The sequence below is a fragment of the Streptomyces sp. NPDC090442 genome (assembly GCF_044769405.1).
Lineage (GTDB): Bacteria > Actinomycetota > Actinomycetes > Streptomycetales > Streptomycetaceae > Streptomyces.
This window is the reverse complement of sequence record NZ_JBIVXW010000109.1, coordinates 1-19,809: the sequence shown is the minus strand read 5'-3', so window position 1 is coordinate 19,809 and position 19,809 is coordinate 1. Positions and strand designations below refer to the sequence as shown.

At 72.2% G+C, this 19,809-nt stretch carries 17 protein-coding genes; 11 read left to right on the top strand and 6 right to left on the bottom strand.

Translation table 11 applies throughout. The features are described from left to right. Positions 1-251, bottom strand: a 251-nt coding sequence (locus tag ACIQU6_RS41325; protein WP_403487284.1) for a hypothetical protein, incomplete at its 3' end; no start/stop codon positions are given. Positions 252-385: 134 nt separating this feature from the next. Then, entirely contained in the window at positions 386-1,165 is a 780-nt protein-coding gene (locus ACIQU6_RS41320; RefSeq protein WP_403487282.1) for a GntR family transcriptional regulator, read from the bottom strand. Between the two features lie 17 nt (positions 1,166-1,182). On the opposite strand from ACIQU6_RS41320, the gene ACIQU6_RS41315 reads away from it, so the two are divergent. Further along, positions 1,183-1,644: an NUDIX hydrolase gene (locus tag ACIQU6_RS41315; RefSeq protein ID WP_403487280.1), complete on the top strand. Its 462-nt coding sequence runs from the start codon at positions 1,183-1,185 to the stop codon at positions 1,642-1,644. A gap of 1,539 nt (positions 1,645-3,183) precedes the next feature. Here ACIQU6_RS41315 and ACIQU6_RS41310 read toward each other — a convergent pair. Continuing rightward, the gene (locus ACIQU6_RS41310) at positions 3,184-3,882 is read right to left on the bottom strand and encodes a hypothetical protein (protein ID WP_403487278.1); all 699 of its coding nucleotides are present in this window, start codon (positions 3,880-3,882) and stop codon (positions 3,184-3,186) included. A gap of 27 nt (positions 3,883-3,909) precedes the next feature. After that, positions 3,910-4,704: an NAD(P)H-dependent oxidoreductase gene (locus ACIQU6_RS41305; RefSeq protein ID WP_403487276.1), complete on the bottom strand. Its 795-nt coding sequence runs from the start codon at positions 4,702-4,704 to the stop codon at positions 3,910-3,912. 151 nt (positions 4,705-4,855) lie between these two features. On the opposite strand from ACIQU6_RS41305, the gene ACIQU6_RS41300 reads away from it, so the two are divergent. Beyond that, positions 4,856-5,920, top strand: a complete 1,065-nt coding sequence (locus ACIQU6_RS41300) for a GlxA family transcriptional regulator (protein WP_403487290.1) — start codon at positions 4,856-4,858, stop codon at positions 5,918-5,920. A gap of 110 nt (positions 5,921-6,030) precedes the next feature. Next, the gene (locus ACIQU6_RS41295) at positions 6,031-6,921 is read left to right on the top strand and encodes a DUF2797 domain-containing protein (protein ID WP_403487288.1); all 891 of its coding nucleotides are present in this window, start codon (positions 6,031-6,033) and stop codon (positions 6,919-6,921) included. A 15-nt stretch (positions 6,922-6,936) separates the two neighbouring features. Here ACIQU6_RS41295 and ACIQU6_RS41290 read toward each other — a convergent pair whose 3' ends face one another. Further along, entirely contained in the window at positions 6,937-7,521 is a 585-nt protein-coding gene (locus tag ACIQU6_RS41290; RefSeq protein ID WP_403487274.1) for an NADPH-dependent FMN reductase, read from the bottom strand. A 492-nt stretch (positions 7,522-8,013) separates the two neighbouring features. Between ACIQU6_RS41290 and ACIQU6_RS41285 the strand changes: the two genes are divergently transcribed. The 7 genes from ACIQU6_RS41285 (at position 8,014) to ACIQU6_RS41255 (ending at position 18,288) form a co-directional block, all read left to right on the top strand. After that, complete coding sequence (locus ACIQU6_RS41285; RefSeq protein ID WP_403487286.1) at positions 8,014-8,715, top strand: response regulator transcription factor; 702 nt, start codon at positions 8,014-8,016, stop codon at positions 8,713-8,715. Between the two features lie 5 nt (positions 8,716-8,720). After that, positions 8,721-10,427, top strand: coding sequence for a sensor histidine kinase (locus tag ACIQU6_RS41280; RefSeq protein ID WP_403487272.1), 1,707 nt, complete (start codon positions 8,721-8,723; stop codon positions 10,425-10,427). Next, complete coding sequence (locus tag ACIQU6_RS41275) at positions 10,375-11,730, top strand: glycosyltransferase (protein WP_403487270.1); 1,356 nt, start codon at positions 10,375-10,377, stop codon at positions 11,728-11,730. Before ACIQU6_RS41280 ends, ACIQU6_RS41275 begins: the two co-directional genes overlap by 53 nt. 35 nt (positions 11,731-11,765) lie before the next feature. After that, positions 11,766-13,994: an ArnT family glycosyltransferase gene (locus ACIQU6_RS41270; protein WP_403487268.1), complete on the top strand. Its 2,229-nt coding sequence runs from the start codon at positions 11,766-11,768 to the stop codon at positions 13,992-13,994. Positions 13,995-14,123: 129 nt separating this feature from the next. Then, on the top strand, positions 14,124-15,719 hold the full coding sequence (locus ACIQU6_RS41265; RefSeq protein ID WP_403487266.1) for an MFS transporter: 1,596 nt from the start codon (positions 14,124-14,126) through the stop codon (positions 15,717-15,719). A 101-nt stretch (positions 15,720-15,820) separates the two neighbouring features. After that, positions 15,821-16,609 (top strand): TetR/AcrR family transcriptional regulator, encoded by a 789-nt coding sequence (locus tag ACIQU6_RS41260; protein ID WP_403487264.1) that lies wholly within the window; start codon positions 15,821-15,823, stop codon positions 16,607-16,609. 278 nt (positions 16,610-16,887) lie between these two features. Beyond that, positions 16,888-18,288, top strand: a complete 1,401-nt coding sequence (locus ACIQU6_RS41255; RefSeq protein ID WP_403487262.1) for a M14 family zinc carboxypeptidase — start codon at positions 16,888-16,890, stop codon at positions 18,286-18,288. Between the two features lie 352 nt (positions 18,289-18,640). Here the strand turns inward: ACIQU6_RS41255 and ACIQU6_RS41250 are convergent, their stop codons facing one another. Beyond that, positions 18,641-18,817: a hypothetical protein gene (locus ACIQU6_RS41250; protein WP_403487260.1), complete on the bottom strand. Its 177-nt coding sequence runs from the start codon at positions 18,815-18,817 to the stop codon at positions 18,641-18,643. 224 nt (positions 18,818-19,041) lie between these two features. Here ACIQU6_RS41250 and ACIQU6_RS41245 point away from each other — a divergent pair, with 224 nt between their 5' ends. Further along, a complete protein-coding gene (locus ACIQU6_RS41245; RefSeq protein WP_403487258.1) occupies positions 19,042-19,743 on the top strand; it encodes a Scr1 family TA system antitoxin-like transcriptional regulator in 702 nt (233 codons plus the stop codon). Positions 19,744-19,809: the final 66 nt, after the last annotated feature.

Sequence of the window (19,809 nt, the reverse complement as noted above, 5' to 3'; positions counted from 1 at the left end):
CGGGCCTTGAGGCCGGTCACCTTCACCGGCATCCCCGGCGCCAGGTTCTCCTGGAGACCGGTCTCCGGGACGGTCACCTGGTACAGGTTCCCCTCCCCCTCATCCGAAATCAGCAGACCAACAGTGGACAGCCCGGCACCGGACTCCCGATCCACCGCCCGCTCCCCCGTCTGCTTGTTCGCCATCTTCGGCGCCGGCGCCGTCGCCACGAACACGACAGCAGTCGAAAGGTCGATCTTGAACGACGGCATGTGAACTCCTATAGCAGAGTTGATCTCCTGCACTCATGTACATGAGTGACTGATAGAAGAGTGCCCTACTCCTGTACATGAGTCAACCCGCCCCGAGAAGAATCTCAGGACGGGCCGCGGGAGTTGATGCTGCGTCAGTCGTCAGCAGGGAAGCGGTAGTCAAGAATGAACTGGTCGGCAGCCATCACTGTGTCGCACACTTCCACGACGCGGCCGGCCTGCGTGACGGCGTTGCGCACGAGATGAATGACGGGAGCTCCGGGACTGAGTGCGAGGGCGGCGCTCTCCGCCTTGGTCGCCAGTCGCGCTCGAACTGTTTCGGTGAACTCCTCAAGCGTGTGCCCATGCTCTTCAAGCCGGGCGTAGATGCCACCTCCGCCCGGGTTCTCGGCAAACATCTCGGGGATGTCCTTAACCGCGTCCCAGGGAAGGTACGAGGTGGCTTCTTCAGTCGGCGTTCCGTCCCGGAAGTAGCGACGCCGACGCGCAAGCACCTTGGTACCGGGCGCGACGTTCAGGCGCTCCGCGATCTCGGCTGGCGCCTCGGTGGGACCGATCGAGAGAACCGTCACGGACGGCTTTCCTCCCGACGCTTCGGCCTCGGCCAGGTAGGCCGCCTTGCCGGCCTTGCGGTGCGAGCGGCGGAACCGGTCGCTCGACTTGCGCTGCACAGGAGGGCGCGACCGGACAAAGGAACCACGGCCATGATGGGTTTCGATCAACTGCGTCGTGCGCAACTCGGCAATCGCCTTGCGAACGGTCCCGGAGGCGGAGCCGTACCGCTCCATGAGGTCCGATTCACTCGGCACGGCCTCGCCGGGAGCCAAAGTGCCTGCTCGGATCTGCTCCGCAAGATCATCCGCAATCTGCAGATACTTGGGCTTCCCCGAGGATGCTCGGCCACTTGTCGCCATAGTCCTTCTCGTCTCCTATGCTCATGTACATGAGTAGCAGCCAGCCGCAAACGGGGTCAACGCCGCTCCACTCCGTATCGGTCGCGGGAGTGGTCGTGCGTGAAGACGGCCGAGTGCTCACCATCCGCCGGGCCGACAACGGTACGTGGGAGCCGCCGGGCGGCGTGCTGGAGTTGGACGAGACTCCCGAGGACGGCGTACGCCGCGAGGTCTACGAGGAAACCGGGATCAAGGTCTGTGTAGATCGATTGACCGGGGTGTACAAGAACATGTCCCGCGGGGTCGTCGCCATGGTGTTCCGATGCCATGCCGAGAGCGGTCACGAGCGGCTTTCCGACGAGTCCACTGCGGTGGAGTGGCTGACAGGCGACGACATCAGGAACCGCATGGGCGACGTGTACGCGGTTCGTGTCCTGGACGCCCTGAGAGAAGACGGGCCACAGGTTCGTTCCCACGACGGCCGGAAGCTCATCGCTTAGCCGGGCTGTTACAGGTTTCTCTACCTCATCAAGTGCCCGCGCGAGGCGCGGGCTGGCCCCTGGGGCCCGGCCCCCACACGCCTTCGGCGCAGGGGCCGACCCCTGGGGCCGCAGCGAACTACGGCCCATGAGTCGATCACCGTACACACGGCCCCGGCCAGAACAGTGCCTCCGGCGGGGGATCGGCCGGCACCGGGGGCCAGGGGGCGCCGTTCCCGGCCGCGGGTCCGTCGTGGCGTGCGCGAGGCGCTCCCATCCCGTACGCCGTCGACCCAGGCAGAGCCGAGCAGACGCGGCCCATGGCGTCCAGGTCGTTCGTACAGTGGCGCGCTCCACCTGGACGCCATGAACCACGCCTGCTCCACGGTGTGTGGGTCGACGGCGTACGGGATGGGAGCTTGGGAAGGTAGTGGGTTGAGGAGAGTGGTGAGGCGGCGGATGGAGCACAGGATGGGCGAGTGCGGTACAGCAGCGAAGTACAGCAACCACAGCAACCGCCCCCGTCCGGCGATGCCGCTTCCGGACCGTTCAGCGACTGGTATGACCGTTGCTGACCGATCTAGATAGAGCTACGGATCAGAAGGTTGCAGGTTCGAATCCTGCCGAGCGCACAGCAGAGCAAAGCCCCCGCCGGGTTCTCCGGGCGGGGGCTTTGTCGTGGTGTACGGCGGTGAAGTACAGCAGCGGGGTTGGGTGGTGGGGGTGTCACGACGAGCCCGTAGCGCGCGCCTGCGGGTGAGGTTCCCCGGCTGGGTCGGGGCGTCGTGCTTCGTCGTGCAGACCGGGCCGTGACTGTTCTTGCCGGAGGTCGCCGGTGGCCGCCGGCGGTCTTGCGGACTCCGGTCTGCTGGACGCGGCGACGGCGAGGCTCCGGCACCTCGCCGCGGCGGAGCTGAGGGCGCAGGACGAGCGCCCAGGCCGCGAGGGGCCGGCTCGCCGCTGCTGCGGGCCGGGGCTTGAGGCGGCCGTGGCGCGGCTTGGGGTCATGGCCAAGGAGGCGACGTTCTTGTCGATCTCCTCAGGGGGAGTGCCTCGCGGCATTCGCCGGCGGAACAGCAACGTCGGCGCCCGGGGGCCCGCTTGGTGCCCTTCCCGCCCTCTGGGCGCGGCGCTGGCAGATTCCGGACGGCTTGGTCAGCCGAGGCGATCTTGCCGATCACGCTTCTCGCGTTGTCGGCTCTCGGTCATGGTGCGGACAATCACTGCGCGTGCGTCTGTCTGTTCCGGGCCGAGCCGATCGAGTGGCGGGGCCAGGTTCGTCATGCGGGGCGACGGTCCGTCGTGGGGCTCCACGCCGTACCAGTCGGCAGAGATCAACGCCGGGGCCTGCGCTTCGGTGGTCCCGAACGGCTCGGCGACGTCGGGGAGTTGGTCGGGAGTCGGCGGCCCCGACTCGGGTGTTGCTGGGGCCCTCCCAGGCTCCGTGTGCTGGATGGCTGCGGCCTCATGCGGCTTGAGGGGTGGTCAGGGGCGGCGGCTCCGTAATGGCCGCTGTGCCCGACTGGCCGATCTCTGCGCGTGTTTCTGAGGGGTGGGGGGTCAAGGGGTCAGGCCGAGGAGGGGGGTGAGGTGGGTGCGGGTGTGGGCGAAGGTTTGGGGGGCGGTGCGGTTGGTGGTGTGGATGGGGAGGAGGTTCCAGGGGGTGGTGGCGAGGAGGCGGTGGGTGAGGGCGGTTTCGGTGCGGAGGTGGGCGGCGGCGGAGTCGAGGTCGTGGACGGTGCTGGTGCCGGGGGAGTTGGCGAGTTTGGTGAGGTACCAGTCCTCCCAGGCGGGGCCCTCGCGGTCGATGGCGCGGCGGAGGGCGGCGGCGGGGTCGTCCTGGACGTGGACGACGGTGACGTCGGTGGGGTGGACGGCGGCGACGAGGTCCTCAAGGAAGCGGGCGAGGGCAGGTTCGTCGTGGCCCCAGGCGACGAGGGAGGGGATGAAGGGGAGGAGGGCGTCGGTGACGAGGAAGTCGGTGCCGGCGGCGCGGGCGTCGGTGACGTAGGTGCGGGTGGCGGCGATCAGGGTTTCGGGGCGGACGGTGTGCGGGGCGGCGGCGAATTCCTCGGCGACGGGGCGGAAGGCGGGGTGGGTGAGGATGTCGGCCTCGGCGAAGTGCTCGACGGTGGACCCGGTTTCCGTGAGCCAGGTGGCCAGGGAGCGGCAGAGGGTGGACTTGCCGACGCCGGGGCTGTTGCCGATGACGGAGATGAGGTGGGGGCGGCGGTGGTGATGGTGATGGTTGGTGGGCACGGGGGGAGTGTTTCAAGTGGGGTGTGGTTAGGGGGAGTTGGGGGGCGGGGTGGTGGTGTAGTGGGCGGCGGGGCCGATGGGGGGTGTGGGGGTGAGGTGGGGGTGGAGGAGGAGGTTGTCGTCGTAGTCGCCGGTGTTTTGGTGGCGGAAGGGGAGGGGGTCGGTGGTGGGGAGGGTGAGGAGGCGGTGGCGTAGGCGGGTGGCGGCGGTGGCGTAGGCGTCGGGGGTGGTGCGGTCCGCGCCGGGGATGAGGAGGGGCGGGACGACGGCGATGCCGGTGTACCAGAGGGTGCCGTGCTGGAGGGGGAAGAGGAGGTCGTTGAGGTCGCCGTTGACGCCGCGGGGGCCGAGGGTGGCGGCGCGGGCGCCGGCGGTGACGACGACCAGGGCGCGTCTGCCGGCGAGCGGGCCCTCGCCGTAGCGCTGCGGGCGGCCGGTGGCGGGGTCGGTGTGGCCGAAGGCGAAGCCCTTGACGAAGACCCGGTCGAACCAGCCCTTGAGGATGGCGGGCATGCCGTACCACCACAGGGGGAACTGGAGGACGAGGGTGTCGGCCCAGGCGAGTTTCTGCTGTTCGGCTGCGATGTCGGGGCTCAAGCGGCCGGTGGCGTGGGCGCGTTCGGAGGCTGCGCCGACCAGGAGGCGGTCGGCCGGGTCGTGGTCGTAGTCGGCGGCGTCGACCAGCGGGTTCCACTTCATCGCGTAGAGGTCGGAGACCTGGTGCTGGTGGCCGTGGGCTTCGAGGGTGCGCAGCCCTTCCGTTTTGAGGGCGCCGTTCAGGGAGCGGTGATCGGGGTGGGCGAACAGCCAGAGGACCTTCATGGGTCCACCTTCCGGGGCGGGTTGGAGCGAAACGAGTGGCCCGATGGACAGCATGTGGAAGGATCGGGCCAAGGGTGGATCGGGGGCGGGTCAGGGGCCGTGCCAAGGGCCGGACCGTGGCTGTCATGGAACGGAGGGGATGGGGATGAAGATGGGGATAGGGATAGGGATGCAGAGGGGGGCTGGGGGGATGCGGGGGCGGCGGCATCGGGTGGTGGTGTTGGTGCGGCCGGGAATGCTGCCCATTGAGGTGGGGATCGTGCACCGGATCTTCGGGGAGGCGAGGTCGGCGTCCGGGGAGCCGCTGTACGAGTTGGTGACGTGTGCGCTCCAGCCGGGGGAGGTGCGCACGGACACCGATTTCACGGTGAACGTGGCGCACGGGCCGGAGGCGTTGGCGACCGCGGACACGGTCGTGCTGCCGGCGTCCTCGGTGGACTACGACCCGGGGACCGAGCAACGGGACGGGCGGTTGAGCCCGGGGATGGCCGACGCGCTCGCGCGGATCCGGCCGGGGACGCGGATCGCGTCGATCTGTACGGGGGCGTTCGTGCTGGCCGCGGCGGGGCTGTTGGACGGGCGGCGGGCCACCACGCACTGGCGGTCGGTGGAGGACTTCCGGCGGCTGTTCCCGCAGATCGAGCTGGATGCCGACGTCCTGTACACCGACGAGGGGGACGTGTTGACGGCGGCGGGGGTGGCCTCGGGGGTGGATCTGTGCCTGCACATGGTGCGGTGCGATCACGGGGCGGCGGTGGCCAATGACGTGGCGCGGCGGACGGTGGTGCCGCCGCACCGGGAGGGCGGGCAGGCGCAGTACGTGTGGCGGCCGGTGTCGGAGCCGCGGGTGTCGTCGACGGGTGCGGCGCGGGCCTGGGCGCTGGAGCACCTGGACCGGCCGCTGAGCCTGCGGGAGTTGGCGGCGCGGGAGGCGATGAGCGTGCGGACCTTCACCCGGCGGTTCCGGGAGGAGGTGGGGATGTCGCCGGTGCAGTGGATGACCCAGCAACGGGTCGAGCGGGCACGGCAGTTGCTGGAGGAGACCGGGCTGACGGTGGACCGGATCGCGGCGGAGGCCGGGTTCGGGACGGCGGCGTCGCTGCGGCAGCACTTCCAGGTCGCGCTGGGGGTCTCGCCGCGGGCCTATCGGGCCACGTTCCGGGGGGAGGGCGAGCGGGAGCAGGAGCCGGAGGGGGCGCGGGCGGCCGTGGGGTAGCCGGGCGGTGGTCGGCGGGCGGGGGCGTTGTCAGTGGCCGGTCGTACGCTGACGGTGTGTGGCGATGTACGGGACCGCGGTGGTCGGGCGGCGGGCCGGGGGCCGGGCCGGTGGGGCGGTTCGGCCAGCGGCTCGGTTGGTACTGCGCGGAGCGGGATGCCGAGCGGGTGAGCCCGTTGCCGGTGGGGAAGGCGCTGGCGTTCGCGGCGGTGGGGGAGCGGCGGTGCCTGGGGGTGCGGCGGGCCGGGCGGTGGATCGTCTGCCCGTACGGTGCGGTGCTGGAGGGCGAGGGGGTCAAGGACCAGTGCCCGCGGTGTGCGCAGTTGGACCGGTCGCGGTCGGTGGCGGCGGACACCATGGCCGACGATCCGCGCCCGTACGGCGTCTATCTGGCGTACTTCGGGCCCGGGCTGGTCAAGGTGGGGATCACGGCCGCGGAGCGCGGGGCGGCGCGGCTGGTGGAGCAGGGGGCGGTGGCGTACGCGTGGTTGGGGCGCGGGCCGTTGATGGCGGCGCGGCGGGCGGAGGCGCTGTTGGGGAGCGCGCTGGGGGTCCCGGACCGGTTCGCGAAGGAGGCGAAGCGGGCGGCCCGCGGGGCGCTGCCGCCGTGGCCGGAGCGGGCCGCCGAGCTGGCGCAACTGCACGCGGTGGCACGGGGGTTGGCGGGGTGGCCGGAGGCGTTGGAGCCGGTGGGGTGCGAGCCGGTGGATCACGGGGAGCTGTTCGGGCTGGCGCGGATCGCGGCGGCCGGCGAGGTCGGGGAGGTGGGCGGGCTGACGGCCGGGGCGGAGATCGTGGGCGAGGTCGTGGCCGGGGTGGGGGTCGATGTCTATCTGCGGTTGGCGGGGGCCGGTGGGGGCGGCGGGGTCGCCGTGTTGGACGCGCGGCTGCTCTCGGGGTGGGTGCTCGGCGCCGCCCGGGGAGCGGTGACGACGGCGCCGGTGCGGTGGGCGGCGGAGCCCGGGAAGGGGCGGGGAGGGGAGCAGGAGGGGCTGTTCTGAGGAGGGTTGTGGCCGTTACGGGGTGACGGCGGTGGCTGGTGCGGCGGTTGGGGCGGCCCCGGCCGTCGGCGTGGCTGCGGTGGCCAGGTGGGAGATGGCGGTGCGGAGGTCGGCGAGGGTCGGGGCGTCGGCGACGCGTTCGGTGGTGGGATCGACCTTGGGACCGATGGCGGGGATCTCCCGGCAGGCGTCGGCGATGACGTTGCCGGTCATCATGCGCAGGATTTCGCGGAGTTGGGCGTTGGCGTGGTCGCCGCCGGTGGGGAACGGGGAGGCGGTGATCACCGCGACCGGCTTGTCGACGCACTCGCCGCTGCTGACCAGCCAGTCGAGGGCGTTCTTGAGGACGCCGGGGACACCGTGCGCGTACTCCGGGCTGACGAGGAGCAGCGCGTCGGCGGCGGCCACGGCGGTGCGCAGGGCCGCGACGGGGGCGGGCGGGGTGGCGTCCTCACCGTCCAGGTCGGGGTTGAAGTGGGGGAGCGCGCCGATGTCCGCGGTGGCGGTGGGGCCGTCGAAGAGGTCCAGGGCGGAGCGCAGCACGGCGCCGTTGGACGAGCGGGCGCGGAGGCTGCCGGAGAGGGCCAGGAGTCGGGGCATGGGGCGACGGTACGGGACGGGGCGGCCCCTGGGCGGCGTCGCCGTCGATGCCGGCGGGTGGGGTCGGTGAGCGGCCCTTCGAACCGCGGCAAAGTCGCAGGTCAGGGCGATTGTCAGTGGGGGGTGGGATGCTGGGTGCAGGTGATCGGCCCGGGCCGCGCGGGGGGCGGTCCGGGCTGGTTCCTCGGCCCGGTGGGCGCCGTTCGGGGCGTCCGGGGCGGGGCGTGGGAAGCCGTGGCCGCGGGCCGCTCGACGCGGGGTGTCCGGCGGCGTGGTCGACGGCTTACGGGGGCTTGACCGAGGGAAGGGGAGATTCTCAGGAGATTCACAGAAACCGGCAAGGGAGCTTTCAGAGGGGCTGGTCAGGCTCCCGTCATGACCCTGACTTCGTCGACGTCCTCAGCTTCGTACCGTGCGCCGGTCCCGGGTTCGTCCGCCAGAAGGGCGCCCGGCAAGGCGTCCGGTCAGGCACCCGGCAAGCAGCCGGAGTTGTTGCGGGCCGACGGCAGCCCGGTGCGGGTGCTGGTCGTGGACGACGAGTCCTCGCTCGCGGACCTGCTGTCGCTGGCGCTGCGTTACGAGGGGTGGGACATCAAGGCGGAGGGCGACGGCGCGGGTGCGCTGCGGTGCGCCAGGAGTTGGCGGCCGGACGCGGTGGTGCTAGACGTGATGCTGCCGGACATGGACGGGCTGACCGTCCTCGGCCGGCTGCGGAACGAACTGCCGGACGTTCCGGTGCTGTTCCTGACCGCCAAGGACGCGGTCGAGGACCGGATCGCCGGGCTGACGGCGGGCGGCGACGACTACGTCACCAAGCCGTTCAGCCTGGAAGAGGTGGTGGCCCGGCTGCGCGGGTTGCTGCGCCGGGCGGGCGCGGCGGCGCTGCGGAGCGAGTCGCTGCTGACCGTGGGCGACCTGGTGCTGGACGAGGACAGCCACGAGGTGTGGCGGGACGGCCAGGACATCCATCTGACCGCCACCGAGTTCGAGTTGCTGCGCTATCTGATGCGGAACCCGCGGCGGGTGCTCAGCAAGACGCAGATCCTGGACCGGGTGTGGAGCTATGACTTCGGGGGGCAGGCCAATGTGGTCGAACTGTATATCTCCTATCTGCGGCGGAAGATCGACGCCGGTCGGGAGCCGATGATCCACACCCGGCGGGGTGCGGGCTATCTGATCAAGCCGGCCGGGTAGCGGTGGTGGGACCGTCCGGTTCCGCGGGGCGGCCGGGCCGTCGGGGGCGGCGGCGCTGGACGCTGCGCACCCGGCTCGTGGTGTCGGCCGTGGCGCTGATCGCCGTCGTGGGGGCGGTGATCAGCACGGTCACCGCGATCGCGCTGCACTCGTACCTCCAGGGGAAGTTGGACGGTCAGCTCTTCGACGCCATCGTCCGGGCGGAGCTGCCGCGGCCGCACGATCCGCAGCGGAACGAGGGGCTGGAGTTCGTGGCCATGCCCGGCCAGCCGTTCGGGTCGGTGGGCTCGCGGGTGGCGCCGGACGGCACGTTGGGCGCCGGCGCGCGGGTGAACCGTTCGCAGAGCCGGACGCCGTCGGAGCGGCTGACCTCGCTGAGCGGGGAGCAGCTCGCGGCGTTGGCCTCGGTGCCCCGGGACGCCAAGCCGCACACCCGGCACCTGCCCCGTCTCGGCTCGTACCGGGTGCAGTACGCCGGCGACGGCGCGCTGGTCTTCGGGATGCCGCTCAACGAAGTGAACGACACGGTAGGGCGGTTGGTGCTCATCGAGTGCTGTGTGACGGGTTCCGGGCTGGCGGCGGCCGGGATCGCGGGCTCGGCGATGGTCGGGATCGCGCTGCGCCCGCTGCGGCGGGTCGCCGCGACCGCGACCCGGGTCTCCGAACTCCCGCTGCACCAGGGCGAGGTGGCGCTGCACGTGCGCGTCCCGTTGGCCGAGGCCGACGCCCGTACGGAGGTGGGACAGGTCGGCGCGGCGCTCAACCGGATGCTGGGGCACGTCGGTTCGGCGCTCTCGGCGCGGCAGGAGAGCGAGACGCGGGTGCGGCGGTTCGTCGCCGACGCCAGCCATGAGCTGCGGACGCCGCTGGCGTCGATACGCGGCTACGCCGAGCTGACCCGGCGCGGACAGGAGCGGCCCGGTCCGGAGACCCGGCACGCGCTGGGCCGGATCGAGTCCGAGGCGGAGCGGATGACCGGCCTGGTGGAGGACCTGCTGCTGCTCGCCCGGCTCGACGCCGGGCGCCCACTGTCGTACCACACCGTGGACCTCGCGCCGCTGGTGGTGGACGCGTTGAGCGATGCGCGGGCGGCCGGCCCCGGGCACCGCTGGCGGCTCGAACTGCCGGACGCGGACGCCCCCGCGCTGGTGCGCGGCGACACCGACCGGCTCCAGCAGATCCTGGTCAACCTGCTGGCCAACGCCCGGACACACACGCCGGAGGGCACGACGGTGACGGCCCGGGTGCGGGCCCGGTCCACCCAACGGGCGGGGGGAATCGTCCGGTTGGAGGTGCAGGACGACGGCCCGGGCATCCCCGGCGCGCTGCTGCCGCACGTCTTCGAGCGGTTCGCGCGGGGCGACGCGTCCCGTTCGCGGAGCGCGGGCGGCGGCACGGGCGGCAGCACGGGGCTGGGTCTGGCCATCGTGCAGGCGGTGGTGGCCGCGCACGACGGGACGGTCGAGGTGGCGAGCGTGCCGGGCCGTACGGTGTTCACGGTGACGCTGCCGGCCGCCGGGGAGGGCGCCGGCGGGGGCGCGCAGGGCGGTGGGGACGGCGCTCGGGCGACCGGTGCGCGGCCCGGTCCGCCGTCGTCTCATAGCCGGCGCACAGCCTCACCACACGGCGGTGACAGGCCAATTGGCGAGCGTCGTGACCATGACGACGCCATCGCAGACCCCGACGCCACTGGGTTCCCTGCCGCCACGTGAGCATCTGCGTCCGGGCCAGATCGAGACCGTCCTCGATGTCGTGATCCCGGTCTACAACGAGGAGCACGACCTCGAACCCTGTGTGCGCCGGCTGCACGACCATCTGGTCCGCACCTTCCCGTACGGGTTCCGGATCACCATCGCGGACAACGCGAGCACCGACCACACGCCCCGGATCGCGGCCCGGTTGGACGACGAGTTGGACCGCGTCACCGCCGTGCGGCTGGAGCAGAAGGGGCGCGGTCGGGCGCTGCGCACGGTGTGGTCGCATTCCGGGGCGCCGGTGCTGGCCTATATGGACGTCGATCTGTCCACCGACCTCAACGCGCTGCTGCCCCTGGTCGCCCCGTTGATCTCCGGGCACTCGGACCTGGCGATCGGCTCCCGGCTCAGCCGGAGCTCGCGGGTGGTGCGCGGCCCGAAGCGGGAGTTCATCTCGCGCACCTACAACCTCATCCTGCGCGGGTCGTTGGCGGCGCGGTTCTCCGATGCGCAGTGCGGTTTCAAGGCCATCCGGGGCGACGTCGCGGCCCGGCTGCTGCCGATGGTCGAGGACACCGGGTGGTTCTTCGACACCGAGATGCTGGTGCTGGCCGAGCGGGCCGGGCTGCGGATCCACGAGGTCCCGGTGGACTGGGTGGACGACCCCGACAGCACCGTCCACCTGGTCCGCACCGCGACCGACGACCTCAAGGGCGTCTGGCGGGTGGGGCGGGCGCTGGCGACCGGGGCGCTGCCGCTGGACCGGCTCGCCCGGCCGTTCGGCGACGACCCCAGGGACCGGGAGCTGTCCGGGGTGCCGCGCGGGCTGGCCCGCCAGGTCCTCGGCTTCGCCGTCGTGGGGGCGCTGAGCACCCTGCTCTACCTCGGCCTCTACTCCCTCTTCCGGCTCGGGGTGGGACCCCAACTGGCCAACGCCGCCGCCCTGTTGGTCTCCGCACTGGTCAACACCTCCGCCAACCGGCGGCTGACGTTCGGGGTGCGGGGCCGGGAGCGGGCGGTCCGCCACCAGGCGCAGGGCCTGGTGGTCTTCGCCATCGGGCTGGCGCTGACCAGCGGGTCGCTGGCGGCCCTGGACGCCGCCAACCGCCACCCCTCACACACCAGCGAACTGACGGTGCTGGTGGCCGCCAACCTCGCGGCCACGGTGCTGCGCTTCCTGCTCTTCCGCGCCTGGGTGTTCCCGGAGCGGGAGCGGCGGGAGGCGGCGGCCCGCCCGACCGACGGCGCGGGTCCGGACCCGGCCGCCGGTCCGGCCGGCGCCGCGCACGACCGGAACGACCTCAGCAGGAGTGCTCGATGAGCACCCGCCCCCGCACGACGCACCAGGAGAGAACGATGGCCCCGAGGACGGCCGCGCACGACGCGCCGGACCCCGTATCGCACCCCGCGGCGGAGGGCGGGCCGCGCACCGGCCCGCCCGAGGCCCCCGACCGCACCCCGTCGCGCGGCCTCGCGCAGCGGATCGTGCGGGGCAGGCCCGAGGACCCGGGGTGGGCCCGACCGGCGCTCCTCGCGCTGCTGGCGGTCACCGCGGTGCTGTACGTGTGGGACCTGTCGGCGTCCCAGTACGGCAACCAGTTCTACTCGGCCGCCGTCCAGGCGGGCAGCGTCAGTTGGAAGGCGTTCTTCTTCGGCTCCTCGGACGCGGCGAACTCCATCACCGTGGACAAGCCGCCGGCCTCGCTGTGGCCGATGGCGCTCTCGGTGCGGCTCTTCGGGCTGAACCCGTGGGCGGTGCTGGTGCCGCAGGCGCTGATGGGCGTCGCCGCGGTCGGGGTGCTGTACGCGACCGTGCGGCGGCGGTTCGGGGCGGCGGCGGGCCTGCTGTCGGCCGGCGCGCTGGCGATCACCCCGGTCGCGGCGCTGATGTTCCGCTACAACAACCCCGACGCGCTGCTGTGCCTGCTGATGGTCTGCGCGGTCGCCTGCGTGCTGCGCGCCCTGGAGGCGGGGCGGACCAAGTGGCTGCTGCTGGCCGGGCTCTGCTTCGGGCTGGCCTTCCTCACCAAGACCCTCCAGGCGTGGCTGATCCTGCCGGCGGTGGCCGTGGTCTACGCGTGCTGTGCGCCGGTCGCGCTGCGCAAGCGGCTGGGCCAACTGCTGCTGGCCGGGCTGGTGCTGGTGGTCTCCGGCGGCTGGTGGGTGGCGATCGACGAGCTGCTGCCGGCGTCCGCGCGCCCCTATGTGGGCAGTTCGCAGACGAACAGCTTCCTGGACCTGACGTTCGGCTACAACGGGCTGGGGCGGATCTCCGGGAACGAGCGGGCCGGCGCCGCCGGCGGCGGTGGCCACCACGGGTCGGGCGGCTTCGGCCACGGCCAGACCGGGCTCACCCGGCTGTTCTCCTCCGACATGGGCGGCCAGATCTCCTGGCTGCTGCCGGCCGCGCTGATCCTGCTGGTGGTGGCGGTGTGCGTGCTGTGGCGGGCGCGGCGCGCGGTGGCCGCCGAACAGGCCGCCCAGCGGGCGGAGTTCCTGGTGTGGGGCGGCGCGCTGCTGATGACCTTCACGATCTTCAGCTTCATGTCCGGGATCTTCCACCAGTACTACAACATCGCGCTCTCCCCGTACATCGCGGCGCTGGTCGGCATGGGGACGGTGCTGGTGTGGCGGCGCGGCGGCTGGCTGGCGCGGATCGTGCTGGCAACGGTCGTCGGGACGACGGCGGTCTGGTCGTACGTCCTGTTGGCGCGGTCGCCGCACTGGCTGCCGTGGCTGCGGTGGGTGGTGCTGGTGGTCGGCCTGCTGGCGGCGCTGGGGCTCCTGTTGGCGGCCGGTGGCGTACGGGAGGGCGCGCCGGAGCGGCGCCGTCCGGCCGGCGCGGTGAGTGCGGTCGCGGCCGGCCTCGGGCTGGCGGCGGCGCTGGCCGGCCCCCTCGCGTACACCCTGAACACCGTCAACACCGCCAAGGGCGGCGGGATGGTCCTCGCCGGCCCCGCGGTCCAGGGCGCGCGGGGCTTCCCCGGCGGCCAGGCGTGGCTGCGCGGGCAGGGCGGCGCCAAGGGCGGGATGCCGGGCGGCGCCGCGGGCCGGCACGAGGGCGGCGCGGGTGCCGCCGGCGGGCCGGGCTTCCCGGGTGGCTTCCCCGGCGGGGCGGCCGGCGCCGGGCGCGGCGGGACGCACAAGGGCGGCATGGACGGCGGCGCCACGGTGAGCGCGGCGGCCCGGCGCCTGGTGGAGCAGGACGCCGATCACTACACCTGGGCCGCGGCCGCCATCGGCTCGCAGAGCGCGGCCAGTTACCAACTGGCCACCCAGAAGCCGGTGATGCCGATCGGCGGCTTCATGGGGAGCGACCCGTCGCCGACCCTCGCCCAGTTCCAGCGGTACGTGGCCGAGGGGAAGATCCACTACTTCATCGTCAGCGAGCGGGGCTTCCACGGCTCCGGCGGCGCGAAGGGCGCGGGCGGCGCCGGCGGCAAGCGGGCCGGCGGCCCGGGGGCGCCCGGCGGGTTCGGGCAGAAGGGCCCCTCGTCGCAGATCAGCGCCTGGGTGGAGAAGACCTTCAAGAAGGTCACCGCCGGTGGCGCCACCTTCTACGACCTGACGCAGCGGAAGGCGTAGCGCCAACGGGGCGGAGGGGCCGACGGCTTGGGCCCCCTCCGCCCTGCCCTCCGCACCCGCCAGATGTACGGCGTATAAGAGTCCCTGTACGGTGTAAGTCCCCCGCTTCGCACCGTACAGGGAGCTCGTATGTCCGCCGTGGCCCCGGACGCCACCGCCACCCCCCTCCAGCCACCGGGTCGGCCGGCCACCCGCTGGCTGATCCTGGCCGTCATCTGCGTCGCCCAGCTCACCGTCGTCCTCGACAACACCGTGCTGAACGTCGCCGTCCCGTCCCTCACCGGAGGGCTGGGCGCGAGCACCGCCGACGTCCAGTGGATGCTCAACGCCTACTCGCTGGTGCTCTCCGGGCTGCTGCTGATCGCCGGCAACTCCGCCGACCGCTACGGCCGCAAGAAGATGCTGGTCATCGGCTTGGTGCTGTTCGGCCTCGCCTCGCTCGCCGCCAGCCTCGCCCAGGCCCCCGGCCAACTGATAGCCGCCCGCGCCGCGATGGGCGTCGGCGGCGCGCTGCTGGTGACCACCACCCTCGCCGTGGTGATGCAGGTCTTCGACGACACCGACCGCCCCAAGGCCATCGGCATCTGGAGCTCGGTGAACTCCCTCGGCTTCGCCGCCGGGCCGCTGATCGGCGGCGTGCTGCTGGACCACTTCTGGTGGGGTTCGCTGTTCCTGGTCAACCTCCCGGTCGCGGCGATAGCCGTGGTGGCCGTCGTCGCCCTGGTCCCGGAGTCCAGGACCCGCGGTGGCGAACGGCCGGACGTGCTCGGCGCGTTGCTGTCGATGATCGGCATGGTCGGGGTGGTCTACGCGATCATCTCCGGCCCGTCGGACGGCTGGCTGTCCGGCCGGGTGCTGGCCGCGGTCGCCGTCGGCGTGGTCGGCCTGGGGCTGTTCGCGCTCTGGGAGCTGCGCCACCCGCACCCCATGCTGGACATGCACTTCTTCAGCAACCGCCCCTTCATCGGCGCGGTCTCCGGCGGCATCCTGGTGGCCTTCGGGATGGGCGGCTCGATGTTCCTGCTCACCCAGCACATCCAACTGGTGCTCGGGTACGGCCCGTTGGACGCCGGTCTGCGGATGGCGCCGCTCGCCCTCACCGTCGTGCTGATCAACTTCACCGGTCTGGGCGCCCGGCTGATGCCGCGCTTCGGCACTCCGGAGATGATCGTCACCGGGATGTCCCTGCTGGCCGGTGGGCTGGCGGCGATCTCGCTGCTGGGCGGCCGCAGTTACGGCGGCATGCTGTTCGGCCTGATCGTCATGGGCGTCGGGGTATCCATCGCGATGCCGACGATGGCCAACGCCATCATGTCCGCGATCCCGCCCGCCAAGGCCGGCGTCGGCGCCGGGGTCAACGGCACCCTGATGGAGTTCGGCCAGGGGCTGGGCGTCGCGGTGCTCGGCGCCGTGCTCAACTCCCGCTTCGCCGCGCTGCTCCCGGTGGTCGCCGCCGGCGCCGGCTCGCTGCCGGCGGCGCTGGCCCGGACGCGCACGGCCGAGGAGCGCGCCGCCGTGCACGACGCCTTCGCCGCCGGCATCGGCACCAGCCAACTCGTCGGCGCGGCGGCGGTCTTCCTCGGCGGCCTGATCGCCGCCGTGCTGCTGCGTCGGGCCGAGCGCGCCGGGGACGCGGCCGGTCGGGACGAGTCCGTCGGCGGGGCGGACGGCGAGGCCGTCGGGCAGGGCGCCGGCCCCAACCCGGCACCCGCGCCGGCGGAATAGCATCGGTCCCGGGTGGGGCGCCGGTCACCGCACCGGCCCCCGCCCGGGCCCCGTAGGACCCGCACGACCCGCACCACCCGCACGACCCAAGGAGGGGCGCCATGGCAGCAGCGACGAACGGGCGCGCCAAGCAGCGGCCGCACAGCGTCTGGCTGACCCAACGCCCCCCGCTGCGGCGGAAGGCGGAGCAGCCGGCCGGGCTCGACCTCGACCGGATCGTCGAGGCCACCGTCCGGCTGCTGGACGACGAGGGCCTGGCCAAGTTCTCCATGCGCCGCCTCGCCGCCGAGCTCGGCGTCACCGCGATGTCCCTCTACTGGTACGTCGACACCAAGGACGACCTGCTCGAACTCGCCGTGGACGCGGTCGCCGGCGAGCTGGCGCTGCCCGACGAGTCGGACGGCGCCGACTGGCGCGGCCAACTCCGGGTCCTGGCCACCTCCTACCGTGATGTGCTGGTGCGCCACGCCTGGGCGCCCCGGCTGCTCGGCGAGGTCCTCAACATCGGCCCGCACGCCACGGCCTTCTCCAACGCCACCCTGCGCGTGATGGCCCGCAGCGGCCTGGGCCCGGCCCACACCTCCGGGGCGCTGGCCTCGCTCTTCCAGTTCGTCTACGGCTTCGCGACCATCCGCTCCCTGCACGAGGCCCGCTGCCGGGCCGCCGGCATCGACCTGGACGAGCACTTCGCCCAAGTCGTCGACGCGACCTCGGACCGCCCCGAGTTCGACGAGGCGCGGACGCTCTCCACTCGCGCCGGCTACGCCAGGGGCGACGTCAGCGCCGTGGAACTGCTCGACCGCGACTTCGCCTTCGCCCTGGACCTCCAGATCGCGGGCATCGAGGCGATGTGCCGGCAGACGGTCGGGGGACGGCCCGAGGGCCACTGACGCGGCGCGGCGCGGAGCCGGCCACCGTTCCAACTCCCTTCCCGCACCGCCGATTTCGCCCGTTCGAACGCCCGGAAGGCCCCCTGTTCAACCTGGCATGGCCATGGCACGATGCCTCATCGGTCCATGGATCCATCGGCCCATCGATTTCGACGGCACCGCGCAACGCTCCCGGAGCGCCGACCGGTCCGGCCTCCGGGAGCCGTCGCGGGTGGGGCGCACAAGGCCGCGCCCCACCCGCGGGCAGGTGCCCCACACCCCCCACGGAAGGCCATGCCATGCCCGGGAAAACCCTGGTGACCACGGCCGCGGCAGCGGTGGTCGTGGCACTCACGGCCCTCTCCCCGCTCACCCCGTCCGCCCTCGCCCACACGTCGAGACCCACCCCTGCGTCCGGCGAGCGCACCATGGTCGTCTACCGCGTTCCCACCCACGACCGCGGCGACGCCCAGAAGTTGATCTCCGGCGGTTTCGACCTGATCGAGCGCCGCCAGGGCAACGACCTGTTCGTCATGGGCGATCCGGCCACCGCCAACGGGCTGCGCCGGCTCGGCTTCGCCCCCACGGCCGTCGAGACGACGCGGCAGCCGGTCGCCCACGAACCGCGCCCCACCCGCTCCAAGGGCGGCGTGGACGACACCTACGACGGCGGTTACTACACCGTCGACGCGCACTACGCCCACCTCGACCAAGTGGCCTCCGAGCACCCGGACATGGCCAAGGTCGTGACCTACGGCAAGAGCTGGCTCAAGGAGAAGGGCCGCGGCGGCCGCGATCTGAAGGCCATCTGCCTCACCAAGATGAAGAAGGGCGACTGCGCGCTCGACCCGAAGTCCGCCAAGCCGCGGTTCTTCCTGATGAGCCAGATCCACGCGCGCGAGCTGACCACCGGTGAGACGTCCTGGCGCTGGATCGACACCCTGACCAAGGACTACGGCAAGGACCCCAAGATCACCGCCCTGATGGACTCCACCGAGATGTGGGTCGTCCCGATCACCAACCCGGACGGCGTGGACATCGTCGCCCAGGGCGGCGACCACCCCGTCCTCCAGCGCAAGAACGCCGACGACGCGCAGGGCACGTGCAGCGGGGACGGTCAGATCGGCGTGGACCTCAACCGCAACGCGGGCACCCACTGGGGCGGCGAGGGCACCTCCACCGAGCCGTGCAGCGAGATCTACCTCGGCCCGGGTGCCGACTCCGAGCCGGAGAACACCGCCCTGGAGGGCCTGTTCCGCAAGTTGTACCCGGCCGTGCGCACCGGCACCGGCGACAGTGACCCGGCGCCGGCCACCGCCAAGGGCATGATGATCAGCCTGCACAGCGACGCGAGCATGGTGCTCCTCCCCTGGGAGGCCGACCACACCATCCACACCGGCAACGACGCCGCCCTGCGCGCGCTCGGCGGACAGCTCGGCAAGATCACCGGCTACAAGTCCGGGCAGGCCGGCGAGATCCTCTACGACGCCTCCGGCGGCTCCGACGACTGGACGTACGACAAGCTGGGGCTGGCCAGCTTCACCATCGAGATCGGCGACAGCGACGGGCGCGGCTGCGACGGCTTCACCCCGGACTACTCCTGCCAGGACAGCTACTTCTGGCCGAAGATGAAGCCCGCGCTCCTCTACGCCGCCCAGCAGGCGGCGGCCCCGTACAAGACGAAGTCCCAGGGCCGCTGACGACGCCCCGGGACGGCTGAACCGACGCCCACCCGCGCCGGGGCGACCGGCGCGGGTGGGCGACGGGGCGCCGCGTTCATGACGCCTTTCCCTTCCGTCGCTCGCTGCGGATCTCCGGGCCGGTGGTGAACGGGCGGGCGTCGTCGTCGAGTTGGTCGGTGCGCCCGCTCGTCCAGGCCACGCCTTGCCGGTCGATGTGCCTCCCGTCCTCGTGCGCGGCGCGGGCGCACGGCCGGGGGTTGTTGCTGCCCGCGGGCCGCGTGGCGCCACAGAGGGGCGGGTGCGCCCGGCCCGGTTTTGGCCCGGTCACCTCGCGCCGCCGCGGGGGCGTTGCCGCGCCGCCGCGGTCGCGTCAGTTGCCGCGGCCATCGCGGGGCGGCCGCGCCGGGACGGGCACGTCGTCGTGGCGCGGATGCCGACGCAGTAGTACGCGGCAGTCCACCACCCGGGCCCGGTCGCGGGCCCGCTCGGCGGCGGCCAACTCGGCCCGGAGTTGCGTGCACTTGGGGCACTCCTCAGGCGTAGCCACGTCAGTCCTCCCCCGTGAGTGAAGAACACAGCGCATCGTTGTCAACCATGCAACTTCCTTACTGAGTGTGGTCGTTCGATCACCAGCGTGGCCCAAGGGTCGGTACCGTGGGAGGGAAAAGGTGCCCGACCTCGTATTTGGGCGTCGCGGCATACGCACACCTTGCTGACCAGCAAGGGCGTGTCCCTGCTTCAGGCTGACCAAGGTTGTGGTCAGGGGGAGTTATGAAGGAAGAAGTAGCCTCGAACCTGGAACATCGGGACCCCCGATACCGCTTCGCGGCAGAGTGCCGCAGCGCACGGGAGCTGTATCCGGAAAGGTCGCTCAGCCAAACAGAGTTGGCCCGGATGGTGCGGGTGTCGAAGTCCACGATCAGTCGGGTCGAGACGTGTACCGGCCCCATCCCTCCGGATCTGCCACCTCAGTTGGACCGGGTGTTCGCTACGGACGGGCTGTTCAAGCGGCTCTACGAGGAGATCGTGAAGCAGTCCTTTCCGTCGCAGTACAGGCTGCGGTTGGAGGTGGAGGCCAACGCGGTAGCCATCGTCGAATGGTCCCCGACTGTTGTTCCGGGCCTCCTGCAGACGGCTTCCTACGCCCGTGCCCTTTTCAAAGCCGGAACTCCGAACGCAAGCAACGCAGAGTTGGCGCAGAAAGTACGGGCCCGACTGGCACGGCAAGAAGTGCTGCGGGGGACCTCGCCGCCGGACTTTTCCGTGGTCGTGTGCGAATCAGTGGTCCGGCGCAACGTCGGTGGGCCCAGCGTGATGCGTGATCAGCTGGCCGCTCTGTTGGCGTATGGCGCTCAGCCTGCCAACATCCTGCAGGTTCTTCCTCTTTCCGCGGCAACGCACGGCTTGATGGATAGCTCCGCGTCGATTCTCACCACCTCGGAAGCCCGAGTTCATCAGTTGGTGGGCACATGAGCCGGGCCGGGCTGGTGTCGTAGCGGGTCAGCGAGGTGCGGTTTGGTGGAGGGCTGCGAAAGCGTG

Excerpts from the sequence above, each read along its gene's own strand:
- ACIQU6_RS41320 (WP_403487282.1), bottom strand. The coding sequence starts at position 1,165 with ATGGCGACAAGTGGCCGAGCATCCTCGGGGAAGCCCAAGTATCTGCAG.
- ACIQU6_RS41270 (WP_403487268.1), top strand. The coding sequence starts at position 11,766 with ATGGCCCCGAGGACGGCCGCGCACGACGCGCCGGACCCCGTATCGCAC.
- ACIQU6_RS41300 (WP_403487290.1), top strand. The coding sequence starts at position 4,856 with ATGGGGATAGGGATAGGGATGCAGAGGGGGGCTGGGGGGATGCGGGGG.
- ACIQU6_RS41245 (WP_403487258.1), top strand. The coding sequence starts at position 19,042 with ATGAAGGAAGAAGTAGCCTCGAACCTGGAACATCGGGACCCCCGATAC.
- ACIQU6_RS41290 (WP_403487274.1), bottom strand. The coding sequence starts at position 7,521 with ATGCCCCGACTCCTGGCCCTCTCCGGCAGCCTCCGCGCCCGCTCGTCC.
- ACIQU6_RS41265 (WP_403487266.1), top strand. The coding sequence starts at position 14,124 with ATGTCCGCCGTGGCCCCGGACGCCACCGCCACCCCCCTCCAGCCACCG.
- ACIQU6_RS41260 (WP_403487264.1), top strand. The coding sequence starts at position 15,821 with ATGGCAGCAGCGACGAACGGGCGCGCCAAGCAGCGGCCGCACAGCGTC.
- ACIQU6_RS41315 (WP_403487280.1), top strand. The coding sequence starts at position 1,183 with ATGCTCATGTACATGAGTAGCAGCCAGCCGCAAACGGGGTCAACGCCG.
- ACIQU6_RS41255 (WP_403487262.1), top strand. The coding sequence starts at position 16,888 with ATGCCCGGGAAAACCCTGGTGACCACGGCCGCGGCAGCGGTGGTCGTG.
- ACIQU6_RS41305 (WP_403487276.1), bottom strand. The coding sequence starts at position 4,704 with ATGAAGGTCCTCTGGCTGTTCGCCCACCCCGATCACCGCTCCCTGAAC.
- ACIQU6_RS41275 (WP_403487270.1), top strand. The coding sequence starts at position 10,375 with ATGACGACGCCATCGCAGACCCCGACGCCACTGGGTTCCCTGCCGCCA.